A 21,113-nucleotide genomic window follows, 5' to 3' on the forward strand; every position below is an offset into this window, starting at 1 on the left:
CCAGACGCCGGCATGCGCCGACGCGTCATCTCATTCAGAAATAGCCTTCCTTCTTGCGGCGCTCCATCGAGGCCTCGGAAGTCTGGTCGTCCATGCGCGTGGCGCCGCGCTCCGTGATGTCCGTCACGGCGGTCTCGGCGATGATGGCCATGGTGTCGGTGGCGTCGGAGGCAACCGGGCACGTGCACGAGATATCGCCCACGGTGCGGAACCGGACGGACAGGCGTTCGACCTGTTCGCCGTCGGCCGGCGGCGTCAGGCGGGTGACCGGCACCAAGAGGCCCTTGCGGCGCACCACCTCGCGCTCATGCGCAAAATAGATCGGGGGCAGCGCCAGCTGTTCGCGCTGGATGTACTGCCAGACGTCCAGCTCGGTCCAATTCGAGATCGGGAAGACGCGCATGTTCTCGCCGCGATGCACGCGGGTGTTGAACAGGTTCCAGAGTTCGGGGCGCTGGGCCTTGGGATCCCACTGGCCGAACTCGTCGCGGAACGAAAAGATGCGTTCCTTGGCCCGAGCCTTTTCCTCATCGCGGCGCGCGCCGCCGATGCAGGCGTCAAACCCGAACTCCTCGATGGCTTCCAGCAGCGTCACCGCCTGCGCCGCGTTGCGCGAATCGGTCTCGCGGCGCAGCACAACGCTGCCGCGCCTGATCGAGTCTTCAACGCTGCGCACGATCAGGGTTTCGCCCAGCTCGGCCGCGCGGGCGTCGCGAAAGGCGATCACCTCGTCGAAGTTGTGGGCGGTGTCGATGTGCATCAGCGGAAACGGAAAGCGCCCCGGCCGGAAGGCCTTTTCGGCCAGGCGCAGCAGCACCACGGAGTCCTTGCCGCCCGAAAAGAGCAGGACAGGCTTTTCACATTCGGCGGCGACTTCGCGCAGGATGAAGATCGCTTCCGATTCCAGCCAATCCAGGTGGCTGCGTTGGATCACGGCAGACATAGGTATTCCCCTAAAACAATTTTGAAATGGTGATGACCCGGTTGCCCGCGTGCAGGCCGCATTCCTTCGAGTCGGACGACTCCCACCACCAGCGCCCTGCCCTCAGGTCTTCGCCGGGGCGGATCGCGCGCGTACAGGGTTCGCAACCGATGGACGGGTAGCCCTGGTCGTGCAGCGGGTTGTAGGGAATGCCGAGCGCGCGGATGGCGGACCAGATCTCGTCCTCGCTCCACTCGGCCAGCGGGTTGAACTTGTAGAGGCCGAAGGTCGCATCGTCCTCTTCCAGCTGCAGCTCGCCGCGCGTCGTGGACTGCGCGCGCCGCTGCCCGGTGATCCAGGCGCCGCGGCCGGACAGCGCACGCTTGAGCGGCTCGACCTTGCGAATCTGGCAACAGGCCTTGCGCAGGTCGACGCTTTCGTAAAAGGCATACGCGCCATGCGCCGCGACGTGTTCGTCGACCGCCGCCTGAACGGGCCGGTACACGGTGACTTCACGGCCGTAGCGCTGACGCACGGCGTCCAGCACGCCCAACGTCTCGGCGTGCAGCCGGCCCGTGTCCAGCGTGAAGACTTCCAGGTCCAGGCCCGAGTCGTAGATGGCATGGGTCAGCACCAAGTCTTCGGCCGCCAGCGACGACGCCAGCGCGGCATCCGGATAACGGCGCTGGATGTCCGCCAGACGCGCCGTCAGATCGCGCCAGCGCGCAGCCAGCGCCGGGGCCAGTTCAACGGAGGTATCGGTCGTCGTCATGGTTGCACCGCGAAGATGCGCGCCCGGCGGGGACGCGCGAGCAGGATCTCGCCGTCCCGCAGGTTGAGCTCCTGGTACAGCGACTCGGGCACCTCGGCCTCGATGATCGCGTCCGTATCCTGGCGCGCCAGTTCCAGATACGCGCTGGGACCGGCCAGATAGGCGTGCGACAGGCGCACCGGGATGCCTTCGGCACCGGCGCGATAACGCTCGACCTCGAATTCGTGCGGCCGTACATAGGCCGTGGCGCGCTGCGCGTCGGCCTGCGCCAGTTCCGGCGCGGGCAGCGACAGGCCGGCGCCTTGGAACACGCCGCGCGTGGCGGTGCCCTGAAGCTGGTTCACGTCGCCCAGGAAGCCGTAGACGAATGGCGTGGCCGGCCCTTCCCAGACCTCGCGGGGCGTGCCCACCTGTTCAATGCGGCCGGCGTTCATCAGCACCACGCGGTCCGAGACCTCCAGCGCCTCTTCCTGGTCGTGCGTGACGAACACGCTGGCCACGTGCAGTTCATCGTGCAGCCGCCGCAGCCAGCGGCGCAGTTCCTTGCGGACCTTGGCGTCCAGGGCGCCAAAGGGCTCGTCCAGCAGCAGCACGCGCGGCTCGACCGCCAGCGCGCGCGCCAGGGCGATGCGCTGGCGCTGCCCGCCGGACAACTGCGCCGGATAGCGGTCGGCCAGCCAGTCCAGTTGCACCAGGCCCAGCAGATCGTGCACCTTGCGCTTGATCTGGTCCTCGGACGGGCGCTGCGAGCGATGCTTCACGCGCAGCCCGAACGCCACGTTCTCGAACACCGTCATGTGCTTGAACAGCGCGTAGTGCTGGAACACGAATCCGACCTGGCGCTGGCGCACGTCAACAGCCGTGGCGTCCTCGCCGGCGAACAGCACGCTGCCCGAATCGGCAGATTCCAGCCCGGCGATGATGCGCAGCAGCGTCGTCTTGCCGCAGCCCGACGGTCCCAGCAGCGCCACCAGTTCGCCGGTCTCGATGTGCAGCGACACGTCGTTCAGCGCGCGGAACTGACCGAACCGCTTGGATAGATTGCGTACTTCGATACTCATGCCTGTCTCCTTGCCCGGGCGGTCGCGTCAGGCGACCGCCGGCTTGATGGCCACCGCGGCGCCGGGGTACTCCACCGGCTGGTCCGCGCCCTGCTGAAGGCGCGCGTTGCGCCACTCGACCACGTTCTTTGCCACCAGCGTCACCAGCGCCAGCAGCGCGAGCAGCGAGGCGACGGCAAACGCCGCGGAATACTGATATTCGTTGTAGAGAATCTCGACGTGCAGCGTCATCGTGTTGGTCAGCCCGCGGATCTGGCCCGACACGACCGACACCGCGCCGAACTCGCCCATGGCCCGTGCATTGCACAGGATCGCGCCGTACAACAAACCCCACTTGATGTTCGGCAGCGTCACGCGCCAGAAGATCTGCCAGCCGCTCGCGCCCAGCGTCAGCGCGGCCTGCTCTTCCTCGCTGCCCTGCGCCTGCATCAGCGGGATCAGCTCGCGCGCCACAAAGGGAAACGTCACGAACAACGTCGCCAGGATGATGCCGGGCACCGCGTAGACGATCTTGATGTCGTGCGCCTGCAGCCATTCGCCAAACCAGCCCTGCGAGCCGAACAGCAGCACGAACACCAGGCCCGCGACCACCGGCGACACTGAGAACGGCAGGTCGATGAGCGTGATGAGGAACTGTTTGCCCCGGAACTGGAACTTGGTAATGGCCCACGCGGCGGCCACGCCGAACACCAGGTTCACCGGCAAGGCGATGGCCGCGACCAGCAGCGTCAGCCGGATCGCCGCCAGGGCGTCGGGCTCGACGATGGCGTCCAGGTACAGCGCCCATCCCTTCCTGAAGGCCTCGGCGAACACGGCCGCCAGCGGCACCAGCAGAAACAGCGCCAGAAATCCCAGCGCGATGAACAGCAGAATGCCGCGCACCCAGCGCGGCTCGGTCAGGTGAGCGGGACGATCCGGTGCGCTCATGACTGCCTCCCCAGGCCGCGGCGCGCCTGCCAGCCCTGCAACAGGTTGATGATGAGGAGCAGCACGAACGACAGCACCAGCATCACGGTCGCGATGGCGGCCGCGCCGGCGTAGTCGAACTGCTCCAGCTTGGAAATGATCAGCAGCGGCGTGATCTCGGACACCATCGGCATGTTGCCGGCGATGAACACCACGGAGCCGTATTCGCCCACCGCGCGCGCGAACGCCAGCGCAAAGCCCGTCATCAGGGCCGGCATGATCGTCGGCAGCAGCACGCGCCGGAAGGTCTGCCAGCGGTCCGCGCCCAGGCTGGCGGCCGCTTCCTCGATCTCGCGCTCCACGTCTTCCAGCACCGGCTGCACCGTGCGCACGACGAACGGCACGCCGATGAAGATGAGCGCAATGACGATGCCCAGCGGCGTGAACGCCACCTTCAGGCCGAACCATTCGGACAGCGGACCGCCCAGCCAGCCCTTCTGCGAATACAGCGCAGTCAGCGCGATGCCCGCCACCGCCGTCGGCAGCGCGAATGGCAGGTCGACCAGCGCATCCAGGATCTTCTTTCCCGGAAAGCGATAGCGCACCAGCACCCACGCGACGACCGTGCCGAACACCAGGTTCACCAGCGCCGCGATGAGCGAGGCGCCGAAGGTCAGCTGGTACGAGGCCATCACGCGGGGCGCGGTCACCGCGTCCCAAAAGCCCTGCCATCCCAGCCCCGCGCTCTTGATGGGCAAGGCGGCCAGCGGGATCAGCACGAGCACGCTGAGATACAGCACCGCGTAGCCCATGGAAATACCGAATCCGGGCAGCACGCCCGGGCTGTTGCGCCGAACGGCAAAAGGCGCTTGCGCGCCGTTTGCCGCCGGGTTCGAGGCTGAAGTCATGGCCGTCGTCCGAACGTTATGCAGTTACTTCTTCTGCGGCTGGTAGATCTGGTCGAAGGTGCCGCCGTCGCTGAAGTGATCCTTCTGCGCCTTGCGCCAGCCGCCGAAGATCTTGTCGTCGATGGTGACGAGCTTGACCTTGGGGAACTTGGCCTCGTATTTGGCGGCGACCGTCTTGTCCAGCGGACGGTAGTAGTTCTTGGCGATGATCTCCTGCGCGGCCGGGGTGTACAGGAATTCCAGATAGGCCTGCGCGGCGGCGCGGGTGCCCTTCTTGTCCACGACCTTGTCGACGATGGCCACCGGCGGCTCGGCCAGGATGGACAGCGACGGCACCACGATGTCGAACTTGTCCGGCCCCAGTTCCTCCTGCGCCAGGAAGGCCTCGTTTTCCCAGGCAAGCAGCACGTCGCCCACGCCGCGCTCCACGAACGTCGTGGTGGCGCCGCGCGCGCCGGTATCCAGCACCGGCACGTGCTTGAGCAGGTCGCCGACGAAGGCGCGCGCCTTGTCTTCGCTGCCGCCGTTCTTTTCCAGCGCGTAGGCCCAGGCCGCCAGGTAGTTCCAGCGGGCGCCGCCCGAGGTCTTGGGATTGGGCGTGATGACCTGCACGCCGTCCTTGAGCAGGTCGTCCCAGTCCTTGATCTGCTTGGGGTTGCCCTTGCGCACCAGAAACACGATGGTGGACGTATACGGCGAGCTGTTCTGCGGCAGGCGGGCTTGCCAGTTCTCAGGCAAGAGGCCGCGGTCGGCGATGGCGTCGATGTCGTAGGCCAGCGCCAGCGTCACGACGTCGGCTTCCAGCCCGTCGATCACCGAGCGCGCCTGGCGGCCGGAACCGCCGTGCGACTGGCGGATCGTCAGATCGACGTTCGCCTTCTCCTTGTACTGCTTGATGAAGGCGTCATCGATCGCGCGGTAGAGTTCGCGCGTCGGATCGTAAGAAACGTTCAGCAGCGTCTGCTTCTGCTGCGCCTGCGCCGGCGCAATCGCGGCGAATGAAACCGTCACTGCGGCCAAGGCGGCCAACCAACCGGCTTTCCTGAAAGACATCCCTTGCTCCCTGTGATCTGCAATGTGGAGGCAAGTTTGCGTGTAGGCCGATCTGAACGGAACGAATCATTATTTGGTTGCTCATCGCCAAGAGGCATATAGGACAAGCATCCCAACAACGAAAAACCGTCGCGATCCTCTATGAAGATCGCGACGGTTCGGGCGGCGCGGGACCGCGTTCAAGCCGGGGGGGCAACCCCCCATTTTTCGAATTTACTTATTCGGTTGCGGCGTGATGCGCAGGTACGGACGCACGGCCTTGTAGCCCTTCGGGAATTTTTCCTTGATCACCGCTTCGTCCTGCAGGGACGGAACGATGATGACGTCGTCGCCGTCTTCCCAGTTGACCGGCGTGGCCACGCTGTGGCTGTCGGTCAGTTGCAGCGAATCGATGACGCGCAGGATTTCATTGAAATTGCGGCCCGTGCTGGCGGGATACGTGATGGTCAGACGAACCTTCTTGTTCGGATCGATGACAAACACCGAGCGCACGGTCGCCGTGGCGCTGGCATTCGGGTGGATCATGTCGTACAGCTCGGAAACCTTGCGGTCCTTGTCGGCGATGATCGGGAAGTTGACCGTCGTCGATTGCGTGTCGTTGATGTCTTCGATCCACTTGGCGTGCGAATCGGCACCATCGACCGACAGGGCCAGGACCTTCACATTGCGCTTGGCAAACTCGTCGGCCAGCTTGGCCGTGTAGCCCAGCTCGGTCGTGCAAACCGGCGTGAAATCGGCCGGATGCGAGAACAGCACCCCCCAGCTGTTGCCCAGATACTCGTGGAAGCGGATCTTGCCAGCCGAGGATTCCTGCTCGAAATCAGGGGCGATGTCGCCCAGGCGTAGTTGACTCATGGTGTCTCCTGTACGGGATTCAGTTGAAGGGGCCGGCTGACCGTCCGGCATGGACTGCAGCGGGCAATAGCGTTTCGCGGCGGAGGGTGCCGGGTGTGACGTCACCGCTTGTGAAACGATTCTTCCATCAAACCTTTAGGCTAGGAAATACGCAAGTCATATAACCTTATGCAATATTCGAAGCCGTCTCATCGGCTGACGCGGAGCGCCTCAACTCAGGTGATACGCCAGGGACACGATGATCGGTCCCAGCACCGGCAGCAGCACATTGGCGATGGCGTAGGTCACCGTGTAGCCCAGAAGCGGCACGGAGCTGCCGCTGGCCGTCAGGATGGCGCTGATGGCCGGTGTACTGACGTGCTGCCCGGCAATGGCGCCCACCAGAAGCGGCCCCTCGATCTTCAGCAGCTTGTGCCCCACCCACAGCGACAGGCACGCCGGTCCCAGCGACACCAGCAGGCCGATCAGCGGCAGCACCGCGCCGTGCTCGCGGATCAGCGACACCGCATCCGGCCCGGCCGACAAGCCCACGCACGCCACGAAGATCGCCAGACCCAGGTCCTTGAGCAGTTGCACCGCGTGGGCCGGCATGTGCCCGATCGACGGCCGCTTGGCATTGATCCAGCCGCAGACCAGACCGCTGACCAGCGCCCCGCCCCCGCTGCCCAGCGAGACCGGAATCCCCCACAGCCTTGCTCCCAGGCTGCCGATCATCAGCCCGGCCAGAATGCCGAACGCCAGAAAGACCAGGTCCGTCACGCCGCTGCGGCGCAGTTCGGATCCCAGCGCCGCGCCCGCCTCGGAAAGCTCGGGCTGCGCGCCCACCAGCGTGACCAGATCGCCAAACTGCACCACCGTCGCGGGCGTCAGGGGCAGCACATGGCCCGAGCGCGAGATGGATTGCAGGAACACGCCTCGCGCGCGCTGGGCGTTGGGCCGCAGGGCCAGCTCGCCCACCGTGTGGCCGTTCACGGTCTTCTTGCTGACGATGACCTGCAGCTCGCTCAATTGCAGATCATCCGCGTGCGCCTCGGGCAACTGGATTTCCGGGCCGATCACCGACCCGGCCCGCAACGCAAAGCGCCGCAGTCCCAGCACCACGACGATGTCGCCGGTCGCAAGCACATACTCGGGCGTGGCGTCGACCGCCTCGCCGTTGCGCAGGACGCGGCTGATGACGGTGCGCCCGCCCAGCAGGGCCTCGACGTCGCCCACCCGCTTGCCATCGACGTCCTTGACCACGTGGGCGCGTCCCACCAGGCGCGGCAGCGTCGGCAGGCTGGCCTCGTCGTTGTCGCCGGGCGCCGCGCCCAGCTTGGCCTCCAACGCCTTGGACGCCTCGCGCAGGTTGATGCGCAGCAGCGCGGGCGCCACCTGGCTGGTGAAGAACACGATGCTGATGAGGCCCACCAGATAGGTCAGCGTGTAGGCCGTGGCGATGTTGGCCTCCATGCGCTGCACTTCCGCGTCCGGCAGCCCCAGGTGCTTGAGCGCCTCGGCGGCGGTGCCCACCACGGCCGATTCGGTGGCTGCGCCCGCGGCCAGGCCTGCAGCGGTGCCGGCATCCAGCCCGAACAGCGGCACGGCTGCCAGCACGATCGTCAGCACCAGCACCGCCTCGATCAGCGGCAGGACCACATAGCGCAGGCTGGACCGGTTGAGATTCGCGAAGAACTGCGGGCCACCGGAGTAGCCCATCGCAAAGATGAACAGGGCAAACGCGACCTCCTTCAGGTCGCCGCGCATCTGGCAGCCCGTCTGGCCGATCAGCAGGGCGACGATAAGCGTGCCGCACACGCCGCCAAGCTGAATCGGCCCGACCTTCAGCTTGCCGATCAGGTATCCCAGACCCACCGTGACGAACAGCACCGCGATGGGAACGCTATTGAAAAACCCGACCGAACACGTCATGAGTTCACGCCGCCCTGTTGTTGCCTACTGTGCAATGGCCTGCGCTGCGGTTGGCCGCGCTGCAGTTGCCTGCTGCACGGTTGCCCGCCGCACAACTTCCTACTTCGCGGTCGCCTTCTTGGCCGACTTGGCTGCCGTGTCCGCTTTCTTTACGGCCTTCTTCACGGCCTTCTTGGCGGCGGTCTTGCCGGCTGCCGCGCGCTTTTTGGCGGCCGATGCCTTGACCGTCTGGCCCTTGCCCGCCGTCGGGCCGGAACGCACCAGCTCGGACGCCTTCCACGCTTCGACGTACTCGGTCGCGGATTCAACCATGTACTTGCCGATCTTGGCGTAGTCCGCATCGTCCAGGTTCGCCAGCGAGATGCGGATCGACCACGCCGGGCCGCCGAAACCGCCGCCATCCATCAGCACCACGCCCGATTTCTCCGCCAGGCGGAACAGGAAGTCCACCGGCTCGTAGTTGTCGATCATGTATTTGCAGAACGCGTCGCCGTACATGATCTTGGCCCAGACCATGAAGTCCAGTTCGACGTAGTACCAGCCGCGCATCGGATCTTCCGGCGGCATCGGGATGCCCAGCCCGCGCCACAACGCGTCGCGCCGGCTGCGCACGATCTGCATCGTCAGGTGTTTGTAGGCGTCCTTCAGGTCCAGCAAGTGCGAAAGCGCAAAAAAACCCATCTGCACCTGCTGCGGCAACGACAACCCTGCCGTGTGGTTCAGCGCCACCTCGCGGCTGTCGGCAACCAGGCGGTCGATGAACTTGAGCTTTTCGGGCTCCATCGTCATGGCGCCGTAACGCTTGTCCAGGCGTTTTTTCCAGGACGCGGGCAGCTCGGCAATGCGCCGGTCCATCGTGTTGTTCTCGTGCGTGGCGATGACGCCCAGACGCCAGCCCGTGCAGCCGAAATTCTTCGAGAACGAGTACACGCAGATGGTGTTCTGCGGCACCTCGGCCATCAGCGACCGGAAGTTCGGCACGAAGGTGCCGTACACGTCATCGGTCACCAGCACCAAATCGGGATTCTTGCGGATGATGCGCACGATCTGCTTCATCTCGGCGGGGCTGAACGCCACCGACGGCGGATTGCTGGGGTTCACCGTAACCGCCAGCTTGATCTTGGGATCCTCCAGCTTGGCGATTTCCGAGGCCGGATAGTGCCAATCGTGCGTGCCGTCGGCGCGCAGGCTGCTGGCGTTGATGCCAACGATCTTGAACTGGAAGCGCTCCAGGTGCGCGATCTCGATGTAGGGCGTGAACGTCGGCAGGAACAACGCGATGGTATCGCCCTGCTTCAAGAGGCCGTTGACCATCAGCGAATCGAAGATGTAGCACATGGCGGCTGTGCCGCCTTCCACCGGGAAGAGGTCGAATTTGCCCTTCGGCGGGCTGCCGTCGCACATTTCCTTGACCAGGTAGTCGTGGATGATCTGCTCGGTGTGCACCAGCGCGCGGGGCGGCACGGGATAGTGGTCGCCGATAATGCTGTCGGTCAGTTCATGGATCCACTCATCCGGATCGAACCCCTTGACCTTGACGCCGTATTCCAGCACCCCGACCAGAAAATCGTAGCCATCTTCGCCCTTGTGCTTGGAAAGAAACTTGCGCAGCCGGTCGGCGCACCCTTTCTTGGCAGGCATGCCCGCCAGAATGCCATCGTCGCGCACCCGGCGCGCCTCCTTCATGGCGAACCGGCCCATCAGGAAAAACGCGTCCCGCGGTTCGGTGGCGATCCAGTTGGGGTTGCCGCGCCCCGCGTTCAACATGGTGGCGGCGGCCGACTGTTGGTTGTCCTTGGCCAGCGTGATCAGGTAGTCCTTCAGTTCGAACGGGGACAGCTGCTCCAGGTCGCGTTGGTGGGAACGAGTGGTCTTCAGGGCCGAGGCCAGGCTGACGGTGACGGGCGCAGTGGAAGCCATTTGTGTACTCCTGGTGTGCGTTTTGACAGGCGCCATGAAGACGGGCGCCGTTATGATTGCCGCGCTTCTCTGTAGCACCCGCAAGCCGGAACTTGCGGGCAGTCCTGCTAAGCCATGAGCATGACGATGACAATGCCCCAGATGATGAGCAGGGTATTGCCGATGGCGTAAGGCACCGTGTAGCCAAGCGCCGGGACCTGGCTCTTGGCCGTCTCGGTGATCTGACCGATCGCTGCGGTGGTGGTCCGCGCCCCCGCGCACACGCCTAATGAGATGGCGGGGTGGAACTTGAAGACGTAGCGGGCAATGAGCACGCCCAGGATCATCGGGATGCTGGTGGCGATGACGCCCGCGATGAAGAGCTTTGCGCCCAGCTGCTGGAAGCCCTGCACGAAGCCCGGTCCCGACACAATGCCCACCACCGCGACGAATGCGGTCAGGCCCACCGATGTCAGGAACCAGTGCACCGGCTCCGGCACGCGCCCGAAGGTCGGATGCACGGACCGCAGGTAGCCGAAGATCAGCCCGGAGATCAGCGCGCCGCCGGATGTCGAGAGCGTTATAGGAATGCCGCCCACCGTCAGCACCAGCGTGCCGAACAGGCCGCCCAGCAGGATGCCGAAGCCCACGAACACCATGTCTGTCTGGTTCGTGGCGCGGTCCACATAGCCCAGCTTGCTGACCACCCGTTCGACGTCGCGCGTCGCGCCGAGGATGAAGAGGCGGTCGCCTCGGTCCAGTTTCAGGCCCCAGTTGACCGGCATCTCGTGGCCGCCGCGCACGACCTTGCGCAGGAACACGCCCCGGCCCAGTTGGCGCACGGTCTCGTTTTCGGCAAGCTCCTTGAGGGTCTTGCCGGCCACATTCTTGTTGGTCAGCACGACTTCGACGATCTCCGCCGGCAGATTGATGACGTCGCGGTCCTCGACCTCGGTGCCGATCAGGCCCGCCGCCTGCAGCACCAGCGCGTCATGGCGGCCCGTCACGCCCAGCACGTCGCCGGCCTGCAGCGCGGTGGTGGAGTCGGCGTCCATGACCTGGTCGCCGCGCCGGATGCGCTCGACAAAGACCCGGGCGTCCACGAACTTCGCTTCCAGTTCGCCCACCGTCTTGCCGACGTATTCCGTGTGGTCCAACCGGTAGGCCCGCGCGGTGAACTTGCGGTAGCCCGACAGCTCCATCGAATCGGCACCGCCGGACATCTTGGCCTCGTACTCCTTGCATTCCTTCACGATGTCCACGCGCATCAGCTTGGGACCGAGGGAAGCAAGCAGCCAGGCGCTGCCGACCGTGCCGAAGATGTAGCAGACCGCGTAGGCGACGGGAATGTTGTCGATCCACTGCTTCTTGGTCGCCGCGTCAACGGACAGCCCGTTGATCGTGTCGGTCGCCACGCCCATGACCGCCGAGATGGTCTGCGCACCGGACAGCAGCCCCGCGCCGGTCCCGGCATCAAAGCCGAATCCGATGGCGGTCACCCAGGTGACCAGCAGGCAGAGCACGCAGATGATGACGGCAAAAATGACCTGGGGCAGGCCATCGCTTTTCATGCCGCGGAAGAATTGTGGTCCCACGCCGTAGCCAAGACCAAAAAGAAAAAGCAGGAAGAACACCTGCTTCAGAATGGGAGCAATCGAGATATTGAGCTGGCCGACCAGGACGCCCACCAATAATGTCCCGGTCACTGCGCCCAGATTGAATCCGAAGATTTTCTTGGCCCCGATCCAATAACCCAGGCCCAGGGTCAAGAAAATCGCCAGCTCTGGGAACTTACGTAGCGTGTCAAAGAACCATTCCATCACGAATCTCCTTCGTTCTGTACAGGTCAAGCACAATCGCAAACAGTGAGTAGCGCGCGAAGTACCTTATCAGAGTCTTTCCGAAAATCAAAGATTTTCGAATTTTTGAAATATGTGAGCGGTGCTTCTACAAAAAAAACCGCGGACCCGAAGGCCCGCGGTTTTCATCGAAGCGGCTGTGGCTTACAGCGCGTTCGTCAGCTCGGGAACGACCGTGAACAGGTCGCCCACCAGGCCGTAATCGGCGACACCGAATATCGGCGCTTCGGCGTCCTTGTTGATCGCGACAATGACCTTCGAATCCTTCATGCCGGCCAAATGCTGGATGGCGCCCGAGATACCGACAGCCACGTACAACTGCGGCGCGACGATCTTGCCGGTCTGGCCAACCTGCCAGTCGTTCGGCGCGTAGCCGGCGTCGACGGCGGCGCGCGAAGCGCCCAGCGCGGCGCCCAGCTTGTCGGCCAGCGGATCCAGGATCTTGAAGTTCTCGGCGCTGCCCAGACCGCGGCCGCCCGACACCACGACACGCGCGCCGGCCAGTTCGGGACGATCGCTCTTGGCGACTTCGCGGCCCACGAACGTGGACAGACCCGAATCGGCCACGGCGGCAGCGTCTTCGACCGAGGCGGAACCGCCTTGGGCGGCGACGGCGTCAAAGCCGGTCGTGCGCACGGTGATGACCTTGACGGCGTCGGCCGATTGCACGGTGGCAATGGCGTTGCCGGCGTAGATCGGGCGCTGGAACGTATCGGCGGATTCGACACCGATGATGTCGGAGATCTGGGCCACGTCAAGCTTGGCCGCGACGCGCGGGGCCACGTTCTTGCCCGAGGCGGTGGCCGGGAACAGGATGTGGCTGTAGTTCGAGGCCACGGCCAGCACCTGCGCCGCGACGTTTTCGGCCAGGCCGTCCGCCAGATGCGGCGCATCGGCCAGCAGCACCTTTGCCACGCCGGCGGCCTGAGCGGCCTGGTCGGCCACGGCGCGCGCGTTGGCGCCAGCGACCAGCACGTGCACGTCGCCTCCGATCTTGGCGGCGGCGGCGATGGCGTTCAGGGTTGCGCCCTTGAGTTGGGCGTTATCGTGTTCGGCAATAACCAGCGTCGTCATGATCAGACCACCTTCGCTTCGTTCTTGAGTTTGTCCACCAGCGCCGCGACATCGGCAACCTTGATGCCGGCCTTGCGGGCGGGCGGCTCGCTGACCTTCAGCGTCTTCAGGCGGGGCGCGGGATCAACGCCCAGATCTTGCGGCGTGACGGTGTCCAACTGCTTTTTCTTGGCCTTCATGATGTTCGGCAGCGTGACGTAGCGCGGCTCGTTCAGGCGCAGGTCGGTGGTCACGATGGCGGGCAGCTTGAGCGACAGGGTTTCCAGGCCGCCGTCGACTTCGCGCGTCACGGTGACCTTGCCGTCGGCCAGTTCGACCTTGCTGGCGAACGTGGCTTGCGGCCAGTCAAGCAGCGCGGCGAGCATCTGGCCGGTTTGATTGGCGTCGTCGTCGATGGCCTGCTTGCCCAGGATCACGAGCTGGGGCTGTTCCTTGTCGACCAGCGCCTTGAGCAGCTTGGCGACGGCCAGCGGTTGCAGCTCGGCATCGGTCTGGACCAGCACGCCGCGATCGGCGCCGATGGCCATGGCGGTGCGCAGTGTCTCCTGGCATTGCGCAACGCCGCAAGAAACCGCCACGACTTCAGCGACCGCGCCCTTTTCCTTCAGGCGGGTGGCTTCCTCGACGGCGATTTCGTCAAAGGGGTTCATGGACATCTTCACATTGGCGATATCCACGCCGGTCTGATCAGACTTGACGCGCACCTTGACGTTGTAGTCAACGACGCGCTTGACAGGTACCAACACCTTCATCCCGCTGCCTCCAATTGGAAAATAATGACCCGGCTTTGCGCCGGGATCGCATTGCACAATTTTTTCCTGATTCTACAGCTTCGCCAGCGCCCGTATGTGCGCGACCACGCTGCGGCCCAAGGCCGACAAGTTGTAACCGCCTTCCAGCGTGCTCACGATCCGGCCCTCACAGTGGCGGTCAGCCACACCAACGAGCTGTTCGGTGATCCAGGCATAGTCCGATTCGACCAGTCCCATCTGCCCCATGTCGTCCTCGCGGTGGGCGTCAAAGCCCGCCGACACGAGGATCAGTTCCGGGCGGTGCGCCTCCAGCCGCGGCAGCCACGTGTCCGTGACGATGGTCCGGACCGCGGCGCCTGCCGTGTAGGCGGGCACGGGCACATTCAACATGTTCGCGGCCGGGTGATCCGCGCCGCTGTTGGGGAAGAACGGATGCTGAAAGAAGCTGCACATCAGCACCCGATCGTCGCCGGCGAAGACGTCTTCCGTGCCGTTGCCGTGATGGACGTCGAAATCGACGATCGCCACGCGCGTCAGGCCATGGAAATCCAGGGCGTGCCGCGCCGCGATGGCGACGTTATTGAAGAAGCAGAACCCCATCGCCTGCGAACGGCAGGCGTGATGCCCCGGGGGACGCACGGAGCAGAAGGCCGTGCGCGCCTCGCCGCCCAGCACGGCATCGACAGCTGCCACACCCGCGCCCGCCGCATGCAACGCGGCCTCGTAGGTGTGCGGATTCATGAGGGTGTCGGGATCGATAGGGTAATACCCTTGGTCCGGCGTATGTTTCTGCAAACTGTCCAGATACTGGACAGTGTGCACGCGCAAGAGGTCATGGCGCGACGCCTGCGGCGCCTGCCGGTCATCCAGATAGGGCATCAAACCGCTTGCGAGCAACTGATCGGAGATGGCGTCCAGCCTCTGTGGGCTTTCCGGATGCCAGCTTCCCATTTCATGCAAGCGGCATGCCGGGTGGGTAAGATACATGGTCTCCATAAGGAAGATTATGTTCATCTGTCGGCGAATACTGCAACTCGGCGCGCTTTCCGCCCTGCTGGCGGGGTGCTCCACCACCACTCCCACCGCAGCCCCCTCCTCCACGCTTGCTCCCCAAACCGCCCAGGCTTCAGGGACCGCACCCATCCGCATCGGGCCCAGCACGCCGACGCTTGGCCCCGACCTCGCGGACGACGCACCCGCCACGCTGACGCCGTCGGGCGCGCTGCGCCCCGAGGTCCGCACCTTCGTGGAAAACCTGGCCGCCGAACGGCAACTGCCGCTGGCGCCGATGGTGTCCGCACTGGAAAGCTCGCGCTACAACGCCACGGTGGCGCGGCTGATTGCCCCCTCCCCGCCAGGCAAGAAGGTCTGGCGCAGCTGGCTGACCTACCGGTCGCGCTTCGTCGAGCCTAAGCGCATCGCCTGGGGCGTCGAGTTCTACAACGAAAACCGCGACCTCCTGAACCAGGCCGCGCAACGGTTCGGCGTGCCCGCGCCCATCATTGCCTCCATCATCGGCGTCGAAACGCTATATGGCCGCAACATGGGCAACTTCCGCGTCCTGGACGCGCTGGCCACGCTGGCCTTTGACTACCCCGATCCCGCCAAGCCCGAGCGCGCCACCATGTTCCGCACCCAGTTGGCGGACTTCCTGACGCTGGTCATGAACGACAAGCTCGAGCTGGAAACGCAGGGTTCCTACGCCGGCGCCATCGGCATGCCGCAGTTCATGCCGACCAGCGTGATGCACTACGCCGTGGACGGCGACGGCAATGGTCATATCGACCTGACCAACAACACCCAGGACGCAATCATGTCCGTGGGCAGCTTCCTGGCGCAGCACGGCTGGCAGCGCGGCCTGCCGGTGTTCGCGCCGGTGGTGCTGCCCGCCGACCCCACCGCCCTGGTGGACGGCGGCTTGGAGCCCAAGCAAAGCTGGACGACGCTATCGGCGGCGGGCTCGCAGCTCAAGCCTGGCGCGACCGGCGACGGCTGGAGCACCCAGCCGCTAGGCGTGGTGGATCTGGTCGAGGAAATGCGCGGCACGGCGCAGTACCGCGTGGGCACGCCCAACTTCTTTGCGCTGACCAAGTACAACCGCAGCTATTTCTATGCGACGTCGGTGGCGGATCTGGCGACGGAGATCGAGGCCCGCGTGGCGCGCTGAGCGCCCTCCTGCGGACACCCTCACGCCAAAAACCAAACGCCCTGGCGGGTTCAACCGCCAGGGCGTTTTTCATTTGGGTGCAATATCGGCCGGACCGGCCGGGCAGCCCCGCTTTTCAGCCACGCGTATCAGTTGAAAACGCCTGTCGACAGGTAGCGATCGCCGCGGTCGCACACGATGAACACGATGGTCGCATCGCTGACGCGCTCGGCAACCCGCAGGGCCGCGACCAGAGCGCCGGCGGACGAGATCCCGCCGAAGATGCCTTCCTCGGCGGCCAGGCGCCGCGCCATGACTTCGGCCTCGGACTGCTGGATGGATTCGTAGGCATCCACGCGGCTGCGGTCGAAGATCTTGGGCAGGTAGGCCTCGGGCCACTTGCGGATGCCTGGAATCTGCGACCCTTCGGCCGGCTGCGCGCCCACCACCTGCACGGCGGGGTTGCGCGACTTGAGATAGGTCGACACGCCCATGATCGTACCCGTGGTGCCCATCGCGCTGACGAAGTGCGTGATGCGTCCCTCCGTCTGATTCCAGAGTTCCGGGCCCGTGGTTTCAATGTGCGCGCGCGGATTGTCGGGATTGGCGAACTGGTCCAGCACCACGCCCCGGCCGTCGGCCTGCATCTCGGTAGCCAGGTCGCGGGCGTATTCCATGCCGCCCTTGTCGGCCGGCGTCAGGATCAGTTCCGCGCCATAGGCCGCCATGGCTGCGCGCCGTTCGACGGACAGGTTGTCGGGCATGATCAGAATCATGCGGTAGCCCTTCATGGCGGCCGCCATGGCCAGCGCAATGCCAGTGTTGCCGCTGGTGGCCTCGATGAGGGTGTCGCCCGGCTTGATGTCGCCGCGCTCTTCCGCGCGCTGGATCATCGACAAGGCGGGGCGATCCTTCACGGATCCCGCCGGGTTGTTGCCTTCCAGCTTGGCCAGAATGACATTGCCGCGCGCGTCGCCCGCCGCCCCAGGAATGCGCTGCAGGCGCACCAGGGGCGTGTTGCCGACGGTCTGCTCGATAGTGGGGTAGGTAGTAGTCATGCGGTCGATCATAACTCCGCCCGGCGCCGCGCGGCCCCAAAGGCCGCGCACGCGCCATGGGCGCCCTGGTGGCGGGCTCAGGGCTTGGCGCGCGCCGGCACCGGGGTGCCGGTGGACGGCCTCGCCGAATTGGCCGTAGGCGCCTTGCCCGGCGCCGGCCGGCCGGCAGCCGCCGCGCCTGCCCCCCCGGCGGCTGCCATCGGCCTGGCCGCCGCGCCCGCCGCCCCTGCCGCGCCGATGGTCAGCCCCGCCGCCTGCAACGCCTGGGCCTTTTTCTGGCCGATGCCGCGCACGCGCTCGGTCAGATCCTCGAGCGATTCAAAACCGCCGCCGCGCTCGCGTTCGCGCACGATGATTTCGGCGGTGCGCGGGCCGATGCCCCGCACGCCTTCAAGCTGGGCCGCGGTGGCCTGGTTGATGTCGACCGCGTGGGCGGGCGGCGCCGCCACGCCCAGGCCGGCGGACAGCAGCAAGGCGCCAAGCGCTCGCCGCAGGGTTCGGTGGCCCTCGCGCGGGCATGCGGGCACGGCAGCCGGACGCGCGCGGCGCCACGGCGCCTGCGGCAGGTTCCGGGCTACGGTGGATTGGACGAAGGGATTCATGCGGCTCTCCTGACGGTTCCGGACGCGACGGTTGCCGCGCCCAGTTCCCATCATCGGAGCCGGCGCGCCCCTGCGCCCGGCCTGTGAACCTAAACATCCACCCCGGCAACTACGGGGCCAACCATGCGGACAAAAAAAACCACCGCATTGCGGTGGCTTTCCTGGTCGCGTTGCCTGCGGGACAGTTACTTCCGGGCGCGCCAGTAGCGCACGTATTCGGCCACGCCCGTCTGCACGTCGCGCATCGGCGCGGCAAAACCGGCTGCCCGAAGCTGCGTGACATCCGCCTGCGTGTAGCTCTGGTAGCGGCCCTTGAGGTCGTCCGGGAACGGAATGTAGCGGATCAGGTCCAGTTCGGCCAACTGGGCCAGCGTCAGTTCGGCCTCGCCCCGCTCGGCGCGCAGCGTGTTCACCACGGCAGCCGCCACGTCGTTGAACGGCTGCGCCTTGCCGGTGCCGCAATTGAAAATGCCGGATTGCTCGGGGTGATCCAGGAAATGCAGATTCACCGCCACCACGTCCTCGACAGAGATGAAGTCGCGGCTCTGGCCGCCGTCCACGTAGCCGTCCCAGCCTGCAAAGAGGCGCACGTGCCCGTGCTCGAGGAACTGGTTCATGTTGTGGAAGGCCACCGAGGCCATGCGGCCCTTGTGCTGCTCGTGCGGGCCGTACACATTGAAGTACCGCAGACCAACGACCTGCGCCGTCAGGCTGTCCATGCGCTTGCGCAGCACCTGGTCGAACAGCAGCTTGGAATAGCCGTAGACGTTCAGCGGGCCTTCGTTGTCGGGATGCTCGACGTAGGTCGTCGAGCCGCCGTACACAGCCGCGGAGGACGCATACAGGAACGGCACGCGGCGCGCCTGGCAGAACTCGAAGAGTTCAAGCGTGACGCGGTAGTTGTTGTCCAGCATGTAGCGGCCGTTGCGCTCAGTCGTGTCCGAGCACGCGCCCTGATGCAGCACCGCGCGGATTTCGGGCAGGCTGCCGTCCGCGACGCGGCGGCGGAAGTCGTCCTTGTCCATGTAGTCGGCGATCTTGCAGTCGACCAGATTGACGAATTTGTCGCCCTCGGTCAGGTCATCGACGGCAATGATGTCTTCGATGCCGCGGCGGTTGAGCCCGCGAACCAGGTTGCTGCCAATGAAGCCCGCGGCTCCGGTAACGACGATCATGAGGATTCTCCTGCCAATTCCGCGGCGGTGACGACGGACGTGCCCAGCTTGCCCACGGCAATGCCGCCGGCCTTGTTGGCCCAGCCCATGGCCTCGGCCCACGGCAGGCCGATGGCGCGCGTGACCGCCAGCGTGGCCAGCACGGTGTCGCCCGCGCCGGACACGTCGAACACTTCGTGCGCCTGCGCGTCGGTGTGATCGCGTCCCGCATCGGAAAACAAAGTCATGCCCTGCTCGGACCGCGTCACGAGCAAGGCTTCCAGGTCCAGATCGGCGCGCAGACGCTGCGCGCGATCGGTCAATTCGGCTTCGGAGGTCCAGCGGCCGACTGCCTGCTGCATTTCCGAGCGATTGGGCGTGACCAGCGTCGCGCCGCGATAGCGCGAATAGTCGTCGCCCTTGGGGTCCACCAGCACCGGGATGCCCGCATTGCGCGCCAGCGCAATCAGCGACTCGACCCGCGTCAGCACCCCTTTGGCATAGTCCGACAGCACGACGATGTCGTGGTTGGCCATGTGGCGCGCCAGGGCCGCGTCCACAGCGTCCAGCGATGCCTGCGAGGGATGCTGTTCGAAATCCACGCGCAGCAGCTGCTGCTGGCGGCCCAGCACGCGCATCTTCAGGGTGGTGTGCAGTTCGTTGTCGGCAATCAGGTCGCCCTGGATGCCGGCCTCGGTGGCCAGGCGCCGGACGCTGTCGCCGGCTTCGTCCTGGCCCAGCACGCCGACCAGCGTCACATGGCCGCCCAGGGCCGCGACGTTGCGCGCCACGTTGGCGGCGCCGCCCAGGCGGTCTTCGCGTCGCGCGACCCGCACGACCGGAACCGGCGCTTCGGGCGAGATACGTTCGACTTCACCGAACCAGTAGCGGTCCAGCATGACGTCGCCAACCACGAGCACGCGGCTACGCGAAATGGCTTCGGCGGGAAAAGAGTTCATTCAAGTTCTTCCAGACGGCGCGGCGCATAGGTTTCCCAGGCGTTGCAGCCGGGACATTGCCAGTAAAAGCGACGCGCTTGAAAACCGCAATTGCGGCATGCATAGCGATCGAGCCGTTGCGTGTGCTTGTGGATCAGGCTGCGCAACAGGGTCAGATCGGCGCCCGGCACCGGACCGTGATCGCCATCGCTGTCGCCGTTGGCGAGCTCGGCCTCCAGCAGGCGATCCAGGCCCAGCAGCGAAGGATGGCTGCGCAGCGCGCCGCGGGCAAAGGCCCACGCGGTCGCAGCGCCCTGCTGCACGCGCAATTCCCGGAACACTACATTGAAGAGGTCCAGGGACGCATGGCGGCCATACTGCTTTTGCAGGAAATCCAGGCCCGCGGCCGCCTGATTGGCATTGCGGTAGTTAGCCAGCAACTGCTCGCCCACCAGCCCGGCATATTCGGATGCGTCGGTCATGACGGATTCCAGATACAGCCGTTCGCGCTTCGGATCCTGTTCGATCAGCGCCAGGCGCGCGCGCAGCATGGCGGTGCGCACCTTGGCGCCCTTGCTGGAGGCAGCCTCGGTGGTCGACAGCGCGTGATCCGCCGCGTCCAGCGCCTTGTGCGCGGCCTCGACGTCGGCGGGCTTGGCCGCGAGCGCGGTCTGGGCCTGTTCGCAGTAGTAATGCACGATTTGCGGAACGGGCTCGTCGATCAGGCCCTGCAGGGTCTTCACGGCCTCGATCGCACGCGGCCAATCGTGTTCGGATTCATAAATGCGGATCAGCGAGCGCAGCGCGGGCAAGGCGTAGCGCGTGTCCTTGAGCTGTTCGAAACCGCTTTCGGCGCGGTCCAGCATCCCTGCCTTCAGGAAGTCCTGCGCCAGCTCGTGCTGCGCGTGTTCGCGTTCGGCCTGCGGCAGGTCGGAACGGTTCAAGAGGCTTTGGTGCACGCGAATGGCGCGCTCCATTTCGCCGCGCCGGCGAAAGAGGCTGCCCAAGGCAAAGTGCAGCTCCGTGGTTTCCGGGTCCAGCTTGGCGACTTCGACGAAAGCGTCGATGGCGCGGTCAGGCTCTTCGTTGAGCAGGAAGTTCAGTCCGCGGAAATACGAGTCTGGCAGGCTGCGGGTTTCGCGCAGCATCTGCCGGATATCGAAACGCGCGGCCAGCCAGCCCAGCGCGAACAGCACCGGGACGAATATCAACCACCAAGGTTCAAAATCCACTATTCGGACTC

At 65.5% G+C, this 21,113-nt stretch carries 19 protein-coding genes; 1 reads left to right on the top strand and 18 read right to left on the bottom strand.

Going from position 1 to position 21,113, the window contains the following annotated elements; genetic code table 11:
- Window positions 1-34: 34 nt before the first annotated feature.
- The 13 genes from cysD to AC6LJW_RS10655 form a co-directional block, all read right to left on the bottom strand.
- A complete protein-coding gene (gene cysD / locus AC6LJW_RS10595) occupies window positions 35-943 on the bottom strand; it encodes a sulfate adenylyltransferase subunit CysD (RefSeq protein WP_498087216.1) in 909 nt (302 codons plus the stop codon).
- 10 nt (window positions 944-953) lie between these two features.
- On the bottom strand, window positions 954-1,694 hold the full coding sequence (locus AC6LJW_RS10600; RefSeq protein ID WP_056567599.1) for a phosphoadenylyl-sulfate reductase: 741 nt from the start codon (window positions 1,692-1,694) through the stop codon (window positions 954-956).
- Entirely contained in the window at window positions 1,691-2,755 is a 1,065-nt protein-coding gene (locus tag AC6LJW_RS10605; RefSeq protein WP_056567602.1) for a sulfate/molybdate ABC transporter ATP-binding protein, read from the bottom strand. Before AC6LJW_RS10605 ends, AC6LJW_RS10600 begins: the two co-directional genes overlap by 4 nt.
- A gap of 27 nt (window positions 2,756-2,782) precedes the next feature.
- Window positions 2,783-3,682: a sulfate ABC transporter permease subunit CysW gene (cysW, locus tag AC6LJW_RS10610; RefSeq protein ID WP_056567606.1), complete on the bottom strand. Its 900-nt coding sequence runs from the start codon at window positions 3,680-3,682 to the stop codon at window positions 2,783-2,785.
- Entirely contained in the window at window positions 3,679-4,569 is an 891-nt protein-coding gene (cysT, locus tag AC6LJW_RS10615) for a sulfate ABC transporter permease subunit CysT (RefSeq protein WP_427986505.1), read from the bottom strand. The genes cysW and cysT overlap by 4 nt, the downstream gene beginning before the upstream one ends.
- Before the next feature lie 24 nt (window positions 4,570-4,593).
- Window positions 4,594-5,622, bottom strand: a complete 1,029-nt coding sequence (locus tag AC6LJW_RS10620) for a sulfate ABC transporter substrate-binding protein (RefSeq protein WP_427986504.1) — start codon at window positions 5,620-5,622, stop codon at window positions 4,594-4,596.
- A 213-nt stretch (window positions 5,623-5,835) separates the two neighbouring features.
- Entirely contained in the window at window positions 5,836-6,477 is a 642-nt protein-coding gene (locus tag AC6LJW_RS10625) for a peroxiredoxin (RefSeq protein WP_056567613.1), read from the bottom strand.
- Window positions 6,478-6,687: 210 nt separating this feature from the next.
- Entirely contained in the window at window positions 6,688-8,388 is a 1,701-nt protein-coding gene (aspT, locus tag AC6LJW_RS10630) for an aspartate-alanine antiporter (protein ID WP_498087217.1), read from the bottom strand.
- A 99-nt stretch (window positions 8,389-8,487) separates the two neighbouring features.
- Complete coding sequence (locus AC6LJW_RS10635) at window positions 8,488-10,308, bottom strand: bifunctional aspartate transaminase/aspartate 4-decarboxylase (protein WP_056567620.1); 1,821 nt, start codon at window positions 10,306-10,308, stop codon at window positions 8,488-8,490.
- Window positions 10,309-10,415: 107 nt separating this feature from the next.
- Window positions 10,416-12,107 carry an aspartate-alanine antiporter gene (gene aspT / locus AC6LJW_RS10640; protein WP_056567622.1) on the bottom strand — a complete coding sequence of 564 codons (1,692 nt, stop codon included), beginning with the start codon at window positions 12,105-12,107 and terminating at the stop codon, window positions 10,416-10,418.
- A gap of 183 nt (window positions 12,108-12,290) precedes the next feature.
- Window positions 12,291-13,220: an electron transfer flavoprotein subunit alpha/FixB family protein gene (locus tag AC6LJW_RS10645; RefSeq protein ID WP_056567625.1), complete on the bottom strand. Its 930-nt coding sequence runs from the start codon at window positions 13,218-13,220 to the stop codon at window positions 12,291-12,293.
- 2 nt (window positions 13,221-13,222) lie between these two features.
- A complete protein-coding gene (locus AC6LJW_RS10650; protein WP_056322273.1) occupies window positions 13,223-13,972 on the bottom strand; it encodes an electron transfer flavoprotein subunit beta/FixA family protein in 750 nt (249 codons plus the stop codon).
- Between the two features lie 72 nt (window positions 13,973-14,044).
- Window positions 14,045-14,968, bottom strand: coding sequence for a histone deacetylase family protein (locus AC6LJW_RS10655; RefSeq protein WP_427987758.1), 924 nt, complete (start codon window positions 14,966-14,968; stop codon window positions 14,045-14,047).
- Between the two features lie 10 nt (window positions 14,969-14,978).
- Here AC6LJW_RS10655 and mltB point away from each other — a divergent pair, with 10 nt between their 5' ends.
- Window positions 14,979-16,139: a lytic murein transglycosylase B gene (gene mltB, locus AC6LJW_RS10660; protein ID WP_056567627.1), complete on the top strand. Its 1,161-nt coding sequence runs from the start codon at window positions 14,979-14,981 to the stop codon at window positions 16,137-16,139.
- A gap of 128 nt (window positions 16,140-16,267) precedes the next feature.
- On the opposite strand, the gene cysM is transcribed toward mltB, so the two are convergent.
- The 5 genes from cysM to lapB form a co-directional block, all read right to left on the bottom strand.
- Window positions 16,268-17,176 carry a cysteine synthase CysM gene (gene cysM, locus AC6LJW_RS10665; RefSeq protein WP_498087218.1) on the bottom strand — a complete coding sequence of 303 codons (909 nt, stop codon included), beginning with the start codon at window positions 17,174-17,176 and terminating at the stop codon, window positions 16,268-16,270.
- 77 nt (window positions 17,177-17,253) lie between these two features.
- Window positions 17,254-17,778 (bottom strand): ComEA family DNA-binding protein, encoded by a 525-nt coding sequence (locus AC6LJW_RS10670; protein WP_498087219.1) that lies wholly within the window; start codon window positions 17,776-17,778, stop codon window positions 17,254-17,256.
- Between the two features lie 185 nt (window positions 17,779-17,963).
- Window positions 17,964-18,953, bottom strand: a complete 990-nt coding sequence (rfaD, locus tag AC6LJW_RS10675) for an ADP-glyceromanno-heptose 6-epimerase (RefSeq protein WP_056567633.1) — start codon at window positions 18,951-18,953, stop codon at window positions 17,964-17,966.
- On the bottom strand, window positions 18,950-19,891 hold the full coding sequence (gene rfaE1, locus AC6LJW_RS10680) for a D-glycero-beta-D-manno-heptose-7-phosphate kinase (RefSeq protein ID WP_056567635.1): 942 nt from the start codon (window positions 19,889-19,891) through the stop codon (window positions 18,950-18,952). Before rfaE1 ends, rfaD begins: the two co-directional genes overlap by 4 nt.
- A complete protein-coding gene (gene lapB / locus AC6LJW_RS10685; RefSeq protein ID WP_056567638.1) occupies window positions 19,888-21,102 on the bottom strand; it encodes a lipopolysaccharide assembly protein LapB in 1,215 nt (404 codons plus the stop codon). Before lapB ends, rfaE1 begins: the two co-directional genes overlap by 4 nt.
- Window positions 21,103-21,113: the final 11 nt, after the last annotated feature.

The sequence above is a fragment of the Achromobacter sp. 1012554356 genome (assembly GCF_059760815.1).